Genomic DNA, 12,176 nt, shown 5'->3' with positions numbered 1-12,176 from the left:
TTATATTAAAACAATTTACGCTAAGTCATTTCCGTTTGAGGCGATGACTTTTTTAAACCAACCATAACTCTTCTTTGGAATTCGTTTCATGTCACGTAAATCGTGATTACCACGGTTGACATAAACCATGCCGTAACGTTTTTCCATGTTTCCTGATGAACTTGGAATATCAATCAAACCCCAACCCAGATAACCAATGACGGGAACACCGTCTTCAAACATGGCATCTTTCATTGCTTGGATATGTGCACGGTGATAATTGATTCGGTAATCATCTTGAATTTCATGACCATCGTAAGTTTCACGGACACCAATTCCGTTTTCAATTGGAAACATTGGAACGCCATAACTGTTGTAAGTCTTTGTGAGAATATCACGGAAACCAAGTGGGTCAATGGACCATCCCCATTCGGAAACTTTTAAGAATGGATTTTCTTTGCCGCCAGCGTCTAGATAATAATTTGGGAGGGTATTATCTGGAACGACCGAACTGCTAATTGTGACGCTTTGATAATAGCTGAATGCAATAAAGTCACTTGATAATTGATTAAATACGTTCTGGTCAGCGTCAGTGAAATCCATGTTAATGCCGTGATTCTTCACGAAAGTGAGAACTTCGTTTGAATAACGACCGTGGACAAAAACATCTAACAAATTACGGTTTAAAAATTCGTCGATCTGACGTGCATATTGCACATCCTTTGGTAAGGATGATGTAGGATAAACTTCGCTATAAGCTAACATGCCACCAATCAAGTTGTCAGTTTGTTTATGTAAATAATTGGCAACTCCTGCATGGGCCAACATCACGTGATGTGAGATTTGGTAAAGTTCATCATCTGTTCGCTCGCCTTTAAGATAGCCGGCAATTCGGAATGTTTCCGAAGTGGAGTACAAGTTTTGCTCGTTAAAGGTGATCCAATATTTGACACGATCACCAAAGCAATCGACCATCTTTTTACCATAATTGACAAATGAATCAACCACATGACGATCCAAGAAGCCGTTATACTTCTCAGCCAAATGAAGCGGCATATCAAAATGGTAGAGACAAATCATTGGTTGAATATGCCGTGCCAATAATTCGTTAATCAAATTGTCGTAGAACTTGATTCCTTCTTCGTTAAATTCGCCATCGCCGTCTGGATTGACACGACTCCAAGAAATCTGGAATCGATAACAATTCATTCCTTGATTAGCCATCAGATCGAGATCTTCTGGATAATTGTGGTAATCATCGATTGCAACTTTCCAATCTGAAGAGTTTTCTGTTGCAGGAAATGTATCGTAGACGGATTTTCCTTTTCCGCCTTCGTTATAACCTCCTTCCGTTTGCATACTTGATACTGAATTTCCCCAAAGAAAACCTTTGGGCATCTCTTTTGTCATGATTCAATCTCCCTCTTTCTTGAATACGTTTTCATTATATATCCATATTCGTCTCTATGTAAAGGCTTTTATTTAAAAAGTATATACATCTGTGAAATAACTAGAAATTATAAATATACGGATGTATGAAATATGGGGAGAAAAGGTTAGAATGGGGATAATAAGAATAGTGGGGATAAATATGTATAAATATCAGCAAATATCAGAAAAGATTCGAAAAAAAATAGTGAATGGAAACTTTAAAGCAGGGGGGTTGCTACCAGATCAAAATAAGCTGGCAAGGGACTTTGGGACGACCCGAATTACAATTAGGAAGGCCATTCAGGCCCTAATTATTGAAGGAATCGTGTATACAAAACGTGGTGCAGGAACCTTTGTGCGCAAAGATTACATGCAAAACTTAGATGATATGGGAAATGCCATTGATAAGCCTTTGGGAACAACTCATACTCATCCAAACAAAAAAGTAACCAGTAAGGTTTTGTCTTTAAATGCGCGTTTACCAACTAACGAAGAACAAAGTAGCTTGATGATTTCTTCTACAGAGCCCGTTTATGTGATTGAACGAGTGCGTTACATCGATAATAAAGTTTACAGTTATGAACACACGATTATGCCAACAGCGGTTGCAGAAATTACTGAAGATGTCTTACATCACTCCATTTATCAATATTTAACCGATGAATGTCATCTCACAATTACTGGTTCTCATCGAATCGTGCGTGCTGCAAAAGCGACGCAAAAAGATGTTGAAGCCATGGGAGTCGAAAAAGATGAACCCGTTTTGGTGATTGAACAGGTCAGTTATTTGGAAGATGGGGAACCTTTTGAATTCTCAGAATCTCATTTCCCTTATCAAACCAACCAAGTTACGGCCGACATTGACTTAAATGTATAGCAAAAAGCTTTACCGCAGATTAATACGGTAAAGCTTTTTTACATACCCAAATAGTTAATTTCCCGACTGATTAGCTGCGTGAAAGTAGAAGCTTAAATTTGGGTAGACATAAATTGTTTGTGAAAAGTTAAATAATACGTCGTTATTATAGTAATTAGATTGCTGCAAGGTCATACAAGCTGTTTTGGGTTCCAAGCCCAACAAGTTAGCGGCTTCACTGGATAACCGGTCTTGAGATAAATATTGATCACTATTATTAATCCGAATTCCATATTTTTCTTTGATGTAATCGAAAATGGAATGATTAATACTAGACAAGCTTAGTGAAGGAACCTCGCTTTTGACATAGTACGCATATTCCAAACTGTATAACTGCTTATCCACATAACGAAGACGAATAACCCGATACAATGCTGCACCATTTCGTGTGCTAAATTCTTTTGCCAAAGCTTCATCAGCATGAATCTCATCAAAAGTTACAATTTTAGAAGTCATATTTTTGTGATAACGTGATCGACTGGCACCCATGGTTAAATTAACAACTGTTTTTTCTGCCTGGCTAATATCATTCACAAAATAACCGCTACCTTGGACCCGGCGAACTAGGCCCTTTTGTGCCACAATATCGATGGCCTTCCGAATTGTATTGCGACTGACATTATAACGTTCCATCAGTTGATGTTCCGTTGGAAGCTTTAGTTTAAATAACTTATTTTCGATTGAATGAATAAGATCATCAGCAATGTCATGATACATTCAGATTTCCTCCGTTCCCCATAGTGGCTTGATTTGTATTCTATTTGTACCTACCATTCATCTTCCAATTGTAATGAAAACGGTTTAATAGTCAACCACTTTAGTGTAAAAAGAACATATTTTTTTAAATTAGTACAAGTTTTTAGGTACAAAATGGACAAAATAGCTGATCATCAATTAATGAATAAAGGACCAATTATATTCAGAAAAAAATAAAAAAGTTTGATAATTCCCGTGATGAGGGGGATAACGGGCCATTGCAAATTTTTTTCGATTATTAAGCTTGTAAAATTTGTACCTACGAGTTACAATGCAATTGTAATGAAAGCGGTTTAAAAAGTAAATCGCTCGAGAACAAAAAATAAGACAAATTATTAGGAGTGAGCATTATGGCAGAGAAAACAATTATGTTAGTTTGTGCAGCAGGTATGTCAACAAGTCTTTTGGTATCAAAAATGCAAAAGGCCGCAGCAGCAGAGGGTGTTGATGCAGAGATTTTTGCAACAGCAGCTTCAGATGCAAATAACAAGTTGGAAGAGAAACATCCAGACATCTTAATGCTCGGACCACAAGTTCGTTATATGGAAAATAATTTCAAGAGCAAATTGGATATTCCAGTTGAAGTAATCAATATGCAAGATTACGGGATGATGAACGGTGAAAAAGTGTTGGCAGAAGCATTTAAGACATTGGGTGTGAAATAAGACAGAGTGGTAAACAAAGTGGGTAGCTCACGAGTACTAGCCTAGATTAGGAAATGATTCACGTATTTTGTGAATTGTTTTCTAATCGTAGCTAGACGGAATGAGCTGCTTTGGTTAGCACGTTTCAGCCCCAACAACGCAAACAATTTTGAAAGCGGAAACAGAAATTGCTTCCGTTTTTACATAATCCAGAAGGAGAATTACAGAAAATGGCCGAAGAAGAAAAAGAACAGAACTTAGAAGCAATCATGGGATTAATTATGAATGGTGGGAATGCAAAGAGTTCTGCATTCGAAGCAATTAATGCCGCAAAAAAAGGTGATTTTAAAACCGCCGATGCAAAATTAAAAGAGTCCGATCACTTCTTAACAGAAGCACACAATTCACAAACTGGTATGTTGACTGATGAAGCAAACGGGAAACATGCTAAGGTCACATTATTAACAGTTCACTCTCAAGATCATATTATGAATGCCATCACATTCCGTGATTTGGCTGGTGAAATTGTTGATCTTTACAAACGACTTGATAACGTCAAAGTCGAAGATTAGAAACTCGAAAGGGCAGCCAAGTCTTTAGGTGGTTGCCCTTTTTTAAATAAAAAATGAGGTGTAGAAAATATGAGTGAACAAAAAATGCGTATGCCAGAAGGCTTTTTATGGGGCGGTGCTGTTGCAGCCCATCAATTAGAAGGCGGTTGGCAAGAAGGCGGTAAGGGTGTCAGTATTGCCGATGTCATGACGGCTGGAGATAAAGATCATCCCCGTCGCGTAACTGATGGTGTTAAAAAAGGTGAAGTTTACCCTAATCATTGGGGAATTGATTTTTACCATCGTTATCCAGAAGACATCAAGCTATTTGCTGAAATGGGATTCAAATGTTTCCGGACATCAATTGCTTGGACACGAATCTTCCCTAACGGCGATGAAACAGAGCCTAACGAAGAGGGACTCCAATTTTATGATGACTTATTTGATGAGTTATTAAAGTACAACATTCAACCTGTTATTACTTTGTCTCATTTTGAAATGCCTTATCATTTGGTTAAAGAGTACGGCGGCTGGTCAAATCGAAAGTTGATTGGGTTCTTCTTAAATTACGCGGAAGCAGTTTTCAAACGTTATAAGAATAAAGTTAAGTATTGGATGACTTTCAACGAAATTAACAACCAAACTACTTGGGATGATCCACACCCAATGCTGCAAAACTCCGGGTTACAACTTGGTAAAGATGATAACTGGGAAGAATCAATGTACCAGGCCGCTCATTATGAAATGGTAGCTAGTGCCAAGGCTGTAAAGTTAGGACATCAAATTAATCCTGATTTCCAGATTGGTGACATGATTGCGATGTGTCCCATTTATCCTTTGACGGCTGATCCTAAAGATATCATGATGGCAGAACGGGCAATGCAAACGCGTTACTACTATGGCGATGTGCAGGCTAACGGTTTCTATCCTAACTGGGTACCTAAGTATTGGGCTCGCAAAGGCTTCAAGATTGATCGTACGGAACAGGATGCTAAGGATTTGCGTGAAGGCACTGCTGATTACGTTGGCTTCAGTTACTACATGTCATTTGTAACGAAGTACAAGGCTGACAATCCGGATTATGTTTATACAGAATCTAAGGATCAAGTTGATAATCCTTATACTGAAAAATCAGATTGGGGCTGGCAAATTGATCCTGTTGGTTTGCGGTATTCTATGAACTGGATGCAGGATCGTTGGCATAAACCAATGTTTATCGTTGAAAATGGTTTTGGCGCTTATGACAAGAAAGAAGCTGATGGTAGTGTTCACGATGATTACCGGATCAGCTACTTCCATGACCACATTGAAGCAATGGAAAAAGCCGTTGTTGAAGATGGCGTTGATCTGATTGGTTACACACCGTGGGGCTGCATTGATTTGATTTCAGCCAGCACTGGTGAAATGAAGAAACGCTATGGCTTTATTTACGTAGATCAAGATGACGAAGGTAATGGTTCTTTGGCCCGTTCTAAGAAAGATTCCTTTGATTGGTTTAAGAAAGTAATTGCTTCGAATGGTGAAGATATTTCCGAAAAATAAAACGCTATAAAATGAGTTTAATTTAAATAAATTAGAAAAACAGTCAGTAAAAGTTTCTGTGGCTGTTTTTTTAGTTTGAAACATGTTCCACAACCGAAGACAAAGTGCTATTCTATAGAGGTAATCAGGGGAAGGTGTAAATGATGTTTCCGTATGAAAGAGTGAAATTGTTAAATCAGTTGGAACTAAGCATCTACAAATATATCATTGCGCATCCTGTGGAAGTTGAAGGGATGACGATTCGTCAGTTAGCCAAAAAAAGCCATGTGTCACCGACAACGATTTTGCGTTTTTTGCACAAAATGGATTTTTACGGCTACTCAGAGTTTAAGTATGCGCTCAAACGGCAGCAAAAAATGCAAACTGAGCAACCCAAACAGCAACGAAATGTCCCAATGAGTCAATTTTTTGATCAGTTAAACGACGCCCATTTTCTGGATAAGATTCAACAAGCGGCTAATTATATAATTGAGGCGGATACCAGTTTGTTGTTTGGTCTGGGAACCAGTGGCAGCTTGGCACAGTATGGCGCCCGGTTATTGGCTAACTATGGGATTTACACCTTAAGTATTACGGATCCGTTTCAGCCAAAGCCATTAGCACGTCGTGATTTTTCAGATACCTTGTTACTATTGTTATCCGTTTCAGGTGAAACTGCTCAGGTCCTGCAACAGGCTAAATTCTATCAAGAAAATGGCGCAAAAACGATGGCCATTACGGCCAATCGCTATTCAACCTTAGCTCAATTGGTAGATTTCAATATTTCCTATAACGTGCCAGAAGTCTTGATGGCGGATCTTAATTTAACATCTCAAATTCCAGTGGTCTTCTTGCTTGAACAAATCGGAATCAAGGCCCATAAAGATTTATTAAAAGTAGCACAAATTCCAAAAGATTCCATTTTTTAATAAAAATTCGAATTTTGAGGATGACTCAAATATTGGACCAGACCAATTTTGAGATAGTCAATAGACTAGTGATGTTCTCTATGAACTAAAAGCATACCAATTGATACCATGAAACATGTTACGCTTAGTGACATGTTTTTTTTAACAAAAAATTAAACTTTTTGAGTGAAATAGGTAGGCACAAATCTAAAAATGTGGTATATTGTAAACGATGAAACCGCATACAATGGGTTTCAAATAAACTTTGTCACTTGCAAAATTATAATTATAATTTGACAGATTTTGCTATTCATATAACGTTGCAAGTGATAAATTGGGAGTGTTTTATATGAGTGAGAAGAAGGAAAACGGCTTCGTGCAAAATACACTTATTCCCTTAGCTGGGAAGATGGCTGCTTCTCGTCATTTGGTTGCTCTTCGTGATGGATTTGCACTGGTAATGCCACTAATCATTATTGGTTCTGTCTTCATGATCGTCAGTCAGTTTCCAATTCCGGCCTACATCAATTGGATGAGTTCGGTATTTGGTCCTAACTGGGCAACAGTTGTTGGTTGGGCGACAAACGCAACATTCAATATTATCGGAATGGTTGCCTGCATTGGTATTTCATATCAATTAGCTAAGTCGTATGACGGTGTTGATGCACTGTCAGCAAGTATTATTTCGTTAGGTGCTTTCTTACTAACAATTCCTCTAACTACGGATAAGGCCGGTAACACATTCGTGCCTTTGACCATGTTAGGTTCAATGGGATTGTTTGAAGCACTATTAGTTGGATTATTCATTACTGATTTTTATGTATGGATGATTCATAAGAACTGGCAGTTCCATATGCCAGATACAGTTCCACCCGCAGTTGGGAATGCGTTCTCTGCATTGATTCCTGGCTTCGTCATTATTGCTTTAGTTTGGTTACTTCGTATCGGAATTGGATTCACATTCTTCAAGACAATTCCAAATATCATTACAGTTATCTTAGCTAAACCTTTGACAGCCGTTGGTGGTACTATCTGGGGAGCTCTTGTTGCTGAATTCTTCGTTTCATTCCTTTGGCTATTTGGTATTCATGGTGCTAACGTTGTTGGTGGTATCATGGCACCAATCTGGTTAGGCCAAATGGGACAAAACGCTGCTGCTGTTAAAGCAAACAAACCTATTCCAAACGTTGTTAGTCAACAATTCGTTGATAACTTCGTCCATGCCGGTGGTTCTGGTGAAACTATTTCCTTAGCTTTGATGATGTTATTCTTTGCTAAATCAGCTAACTTGAAGGCTATTGGCCGTTTAGCTGGTGCACCTGCAATCTTCAACATTAACGAACCTATTATGTTTGGTTTACCAATTGTTTTGAACCCTGTTATGGCAATTCCATTTATCGTTGTCCCATTGGTAACAGTTATTATTACTTATGTTTCAATGAAGACTGGTATTGTTGCACGGACAATGGGTATTGCGGTTCCTTGGACAACGCCGCCAATTATTTCAGGTTGGTTGGCAACAGGTCACATTTCTGGTGCGGTTCTTCAGTTAGTTAACTTCGTGGTTGGTGGTGCCATTTGGTATCCATTCTTCAAGATTGCTGACCGTCAAGCATTGAAACAAGAAAAAGAAATTGCTGACAAAGAAGCTGCAGAAGCTGCTGCAAAAAACTAAACATTAGTTTTTAAACCTAATAAAATCTGTCGAATCTTCTTTTCGGCAGATTTTTTGGTAAAAAGGACAGAGTGTTTCAAAGAGCGATTAGCTTCTGAGTACAGCCTAGATAGTCGAATGATTCGGTTTAGGAATCGTTTGACTATCGTAGCTGGACGGAGGAAGGTGCTCTTTTAAACACGTTTTAACTGATCAAAAAGTGCAATCTGACCCGAATATTCAGCTGACTTCTTCCGTGAAAACCCGAGCCGGAACGTAGTGGGCACAACTTTAAGCCAACAAGTTGTCTTAAAGCTTGACCTTATTGTAAGTGCTAAAGCACTAACAATAATTTCACTACTGGGCTCATTTCACTCCAAAAGCCATCTAAATATTCTAAATAGCTTTAATTAAAAAACGCAACACTTTAATTTACCAAAACACGTATAATTGACAGTAAGAGAGAAATTCATTATTAAGAGGAGCGAGAATCATGAGTAAACATAAAAAGAATCGGCCAGATAGCGCCGTTGAGCGAGCTGCTCAAGCTAACGTAGACAAGATCATGGAGAAAACACGATCTCAACAAGGCACAATTGATCAACTACCTAAGTGGGCTCAAAATATGGCCTATAATCGGTTTGGCTTAAGTGAAGTGATTTCTTTTATTCCCCTAATCATTGCCGTTTTGACAACGCCATTATTGGGAAATCGTGTTTCCATGGGCGGGGGACTCATGATTAACAAAAATGCCCTATTCATTGTACCTTTTGTTAGTTTATTAATTTCTGGGGGAAGTTACCTCAGTATTAAAATTCGTCGAAAATCGGAACGAGTTCCAGACATTGAACATTTAGCTTGGAATGAGGTTTTTGCATTTCTCGCCAATGCCTTGGTGGTTCTCATTTGTTCATTAGTATTAATTTATCAGCTATATAGAGCTTTTACAGCTTAAAATTTTTGAGGGGGAATTATTTTGGCACGATTAGGAATTTCTTTATATCCGGAACACTCAACATTTGAAAAGGATAAAGCCTATTTAGACTTGGCTCACAAGTATGGATACACACGCGTTTTTACTTCATTACTTCAAATTAATGGGGATCAAGACGCGGTTGTCGCAAACTTCAAAAAAATTGTGCAGTATGCCAATTCACTTGATTTCAAAGTCATGGTTGATATGAATCCTTCTTTATTTAAACAACTCGGAGTGACCTATGATGATCTATCATTTTTTGATGATCTTGGTGCATGGGGCTTGCGATTGGACGAAGGGTTTACAGGTATGGAAGAATCACGGATGACCCGTAATCCTTATGGCATCAAAATTGAGGTTAACATGAGTAATGGTACCCGTTACTTGGAAAACATTCTCAGTTTTGCGCCTGACAAACAAAACTTATTGGGTTGTCATAACTTCTATCCACAAGAATATACAGGATTAGGCGAAGCTTTCTTCACGAAGTGTTCCGAATTATTCCGCAAGCACAACATTAACACCGCTGCGTTTGTCAGTTCGAAGGCTGCAACTTTTGGCCCTTGGCCTGTACAAGATGGGTTACCAACGATTGAAGATGATCGTCACTTACCAATTGAAACCCAAGTTCAACATCTATTGCTGACTGGTTTAATTGATGATGTGTTGATTGGCAATGCCTACGCCTCTGAAGCTGAATTAAAGGCAGCCTCAGAAGCCTTCTTTGGTCGCTATCCTGTGTTACATGCTGACTTCGTGGATGACCTGACAGCGAACGAAAAGCTGGTTGCATTGGGTAAACCACATTTGTATCGGGGTGATGCTTCTGATTATCTGTTACGGGACACAATGCCACGTGTTTGGTATAAAGATAAAGAAATTCCTGCGCATCATGAAAAAGAAGCCTTTAAACGTGGTGATATCATCGTTGTGAATGACAGCTATAGTCGTTACAAGGGTGAGCTTCAGATTGCATTGAAGGATTTCCCAAATGACGGACGCCGAAATGTTGTGGGGCATTTGTCTACAGATGACCTGTTCCTTTTAGACTACATCAAGCCTTGGAGCACATTTGAATTAAAATAGGTCAATTAATAAATAGGAGCGTGGTTGTCTAAAAAGATAACTACGTTTTTTATTTTCAAGCACTGCAAACGTTTACAAAAAACGATTTGGTGTATTATGAAGGCGAAATGAAAGCATTATTGCTTCATCGAATACTATTGGGGGCGTGTATTATGAGTCAAAGTTTGTTGGGAATTGTTGTTTTGTTAATTAGCCTAGGGATTGTCTATGGTGGATTTCGCTATGTTCGTAGTGGCAAAAGAGCCTATGCCAGTGCTGGAGTGAAAGTTGATTTTAATAAAACACCAGCTGCATATGGATTTGCGCCGGGAGTTATTGGCACAATTATTATGTTGGTCGGTGTTTGTGGAATTGTTTGGAGTCTGATTCTTTTATAAAAGTTTTGGAACTGATGCAGGTGTCTGAACAGATGCCTGTTTTTTTGTGCTTTTGTATTTTGGAAAACATTTTTGATATTAGAATTAATGATGATAATTAGAAAAATGAACCCTATGTTTCTGGCATTTTTGGAAACATAAGGTTTATTTTAGTTATGATTGTTATTTTTGTAAAATGGTGCTATGATATCGGTGTGATATCAAGTAACCGGTTTCAAGTGTAAAATTATGGGGAGGTTTTATTATGTATAAGATTCCAGCTTCGGCATTTGAATCTATTAACGATTATGGGAATGATAAAGAAAAATCAGTTTTACATGTCTTTACACCAATGCGAATTTCAATTGGTGGTAGAGTTTTTCCACATCATCCGAAAAAAGATCATGGCGTCCTGAGAAAGTTTTCCAAAAAGGATGCGGTTGTGAACAATCCAGCCTTAATTGAATTTACAGATGATGAAATTAAAATCCATGATGAACAGGGAAAGGTTATTCGAACGGAAAAAATTGGGACGTTTGATTTTGTTCAATTTGGGGCTCTCCGTACATTTATGGTGTTCCCTGCTTATACCTTTGCTATGACTATGGTTGTTGGTGCGCATGGGCAACATTATTACGTTGTGAATCCGAATTTCACGCCATTTCAGCTGTTAACACCAATTTTAAAACAGCAGTCAGTCGCAATTGAAGATCCCTTTAAAATTGCGGGGTTGCCAAGTAATGAACAACGTGAGGATTACTTTGGAAATGCCTATGAACAAAAAATTAAAGGGACAAATTATCCACTGTCATTAGAGTGGTGGCCGTTCTAACCTGTGATTTGCCAAAAACGGTAACAAAAAATTTTTACTCAGAAAACAATTTAGTCAATTTAAAAGAAGGTTTTATTATGTATAAGATTCCAGCTTCAGCATTTAAATTAACGACTAGTTTTTCGGCAGCAAAGGATCAGAATATGAAAAAATGTTTTACATCAATGCGCATCTCAGTCGATGGTCAGAGCTATCCGCACTTTCCAAACAAAGAAAATGGTGAATCGGTGAAACTTGCTAGAAAAGTTTTCGGCTTACCAGCAATGTCAACAATTGAATTCACACAAGATGAAATGAAAGTACATGATCAAAAGGATCAAATTGTTGAAAGTGAAAAAATTGCAACCTTTCAGCGAGTTCAATTTGGAGTTATTCGAAAAATGGGATTTGGTGGCCGTGTACCGTTGCTAACTTGCGCGATGACCATGGCAATTGTGACTGAACAACAAAATTATTATGTCATTAACTCTAGTTTTGAACCTTTTAACGCATTAGTTGCGTTATTTAAAGCACAGGGTGTTTCAGTTGAAGATCCGTTTGATATTGGATTTAGGTCAAGAATCTGG

At 38.2% G+C, this 12,176-nt stretch carries 13 protein-coding genes; 11 read left to right on the top strand and 2 right to left on the bottom strand.

The window, feature by feature from the left end; translation table 11 throughout:
• Positions 1–15: 15 nt before the first annotated feature.
• Positions 16–1,389: a glycoside hydrolase family 1 protein gene (locus DD627_RS01660; protein ID WP_260274785.1), complete on the bottom strand. Its 1,374-nt coding sequence runs from the start codon at positions 1,387–1,389 to the stop codon at positions 16–18.
• Positions 1,390–1,570: 181 nt separating this feature from the next.
• Here DD627_RS01660 and DD627_RS01655 point away from each other — a divergent pair, with 181 nt between their 5' ends.
• Positions 1,571–2,287, top strand: a complete 717-nt coding sequence (locus tag DD627_RS01655; RefSeq protein WP_057783365.1) for a GntR family transcriptional regulator — start codon at positions 1,571–1,573, stop codon at positions 2,285–2,287.
• Positions 2,288–2,341: 54 nt separating this feature from the next.
• On the opposite strand, the gene DD627_RS01650 is transcribed toward DD627_RS01655, so the two are convergent.
• A complete protein-coding gene (locus DD627_RS01650; protein WP_260267145.1) occupies positions 2,342–3,043 on the bottom strand; it encodes a GntR family transcriptional regulator in 702 nt (233 codons plus the stop codon).
• 389 nt (positions 3,044–3,432) lie between these two features.
• Here DD627_RS01650 and DD627_RS01645 point away from each other — a divergent pair, with 389 nt between their 5' ends.
• The 10 genes from DD627_RS01645 to DD627_RS01600 form a co-directional block, all read left to right on the top strand.
• Entirely contained in the window at positions 3,433–3,747 is a 315-nt protein-coding gene (locus DD627_RS01645; RefSeq protein ID WP_057783362.1) for a PTS sugar transporter subunit IIB, read from the top strand.
• A gap of 209 nt (positions 3,748–3,956) precedes the next feature.
• Entirely contained in the window at positions 3,957–4,298 is a 342-nt protein-coding gene (locus tag DD627_RS01640; protein ID WP_260267149.1) for a PTS lactose/cellobiose transporter subunit IIA, read from the top strand.
• A gap of 69 nt (positions 4,299–4,367) precedes the next feature.
• Positions 4,368–5,819 carry a 6-phospho-beta-glucosidase gene (locus DD627_RS01635; protein WP_057783358.1) on the top strand — a complete coding sequence of 484 codons (1,452 nt, stop codon included), beginning with the start codon at positions 4,368–4,370 and terminating at the stop codon, positions 5,817–5,819.
• 140 nt (positions 5,820–5,959) lie between these two features.
• Positions 5,960–6,727 carry a MurR/RpiR family transcriptional regulator gene (locus tag DD627_RS01630; protein ID WP_260274784.1) on the top strand — a complete coding sequence of 256 codons (768 nt, stop codon included), beginning with the start codon at positions 5,960–5,962 and terminating at the stop codon, positions 6,725–6,727.
• A gap of 328 nt (positions 6,728–7,055) precedes the next feature.
• Positions 7,056–8,381 carry a PTS cellobiose transporter subunit IIC gene (gene celB, locus DD627_RS01625; protein WP_260274783.1) on the top strand — a complete coding sequence of 442 codons (1,326 nt, stop codon included), beginning with the start codon at positions 7,056–7,058 and terminating at the stop codon, positions 8,379–8,381.
• Between the two features lie 472 nt (positions 8,382–8,853).
• Positions 8,854–9,315, top strand: coding sequence for a hypothetical protein (locus DD627_RS01620; protein ID WP_068807094.1), 462 nt, complete (start codon positions 8,854–8,856; stop codon positions 9,313–9,315).
• A 21-nt stretch (positions 9,316–9,336) separates the two neighbouring features.
• Positions 9,337–10,422 carry a DUF871 domain-containing protein gene (locus DD627_RS01615; RefSeq protein WP_068807091.1) on the top strand — a complete coding sequence of 362 codons (1,086 nt, stop codon included), beginning with the start codon at positions 9,337–9,339 and terminating at the stop codon, positions 10,420–10,422.
• Between the two features lie 152 nt (positions 10,423–10,574).
• Entirely contained in the window at positions 10,575–10,799 is a 225-nt protein-coding gene (locus DD627_RS01610) for a hypothetical protein (protein ID WP_068807088.1), read from the top strand.
• Between the two features lie 244 nt (positions 10,800–11,043).
• Positions 11,044–11,610 (top strand): hypothetical protein, encoded by a 567-nt coding sequence (locus DD627_RS01605; RefSeq protein ID WP_260274782.1) that lies wholly within the window; start codon positions 11,044–11,046, stop codon positions 11,608–11,610.
• A gap of 77 nt (positions 11,611–11,687) precedes the next feature.
• Positions 11,688–12,176, top strand: a 489-nt coding sequence (locus tag DD627_RS01600; RefSeq protein ID WP_286984563.1) for a hypothetical protein, incomplete at its 3' end; no start/stop codon positions are given.

It is taken from the genome of Pediococcus sp. (genome assembly GCF_003533255.1).
In the GTDB taxonomy this organism is placed as follows: Bacteria; Bacillota; Bacilli; order Lactobacillales; family Lactobacillaceae; genus Pediococcus; species Pediococcus parvulus.
The sequence above is the reverse complement of the archived record's forward strand: the minus strand, read 5'-3'. Positions and strand labels throughout refer to the sequence as shown.

Coding starts and splice junctions, on each gene's coding strand:
- DD627_RS01605 (WP_260274782.1), top strand. CDS start 11,044: ATGTATAAGATTCCAGCTTCGGCATTTGAATCTATTAACGATTATGGG.
- DD627_RS01630 (WP_260274784.1), top strand. CDS start 5,960: ATGATGTTTCCGTATGAAAGAGTGAAATTGTTAAATCAGTTGGAACTA.
- DD627_RS01655 (WP_057783365.1), top strand. CDS start 1,571: ATGTATAAATATCAGCAAATATCAGAAAAGATTCGAAAAAAAATAGTG.
- DD627_RS01610 (WP_068807088.1), top strand. CDS start 10,575: ATGAGTCAAAGTTTGTTGGGAATTGTTGTTTTGTTAATTAGCCTAGGG.
- DD627_RS01650 (WP_260267145.1), bottom strand. CDS start 3,043: ATGTATCATGACATTGCTGATGATCTTATTCATTCAATCGAAAATAAG.
- DD627_RS01660 (WP_260274785.1), bottom strand. CDS start 1,389: ATGACAAAAGAGATGCCCAAAGGTTTTCTTTGGGGAAATTCAGTATCA.
- DD627_RS01635 (WP_057783358.1), top strand. CDS start 4,368: ATGAGTGAACAAAAAATGCGTATGCCAGAAGGCTTTTTATGGGGCGGT.
- DD627_RS01620 (WP_068807094.1), top strand. CDS start 8,854: ATGAGTAAACATAAAAAGAATCGGCCAGATAGCGCCGTTGAGCGAGCT.
- DD627_RS01640 (WP_260267149.1), top strand. CDS start 3,957: ATGGCCGAAGAAGAAAAAGAACAGAACTTAGAAGCAATCATGGGATTA.
- DD627_RS01645 (WP_057783362.1), top strand. CDS start 3,433: ATGGCAGAGAAAACAATTATGTTAGTTTGTGCAGCAGGTATGTCAACA.
- celB (WP_260274783.1), top strand. CDS start 7,056: ATGAGTGAGAAGAAGGAAAACGGCTTCGTGCAAAATACACTTATTCCC.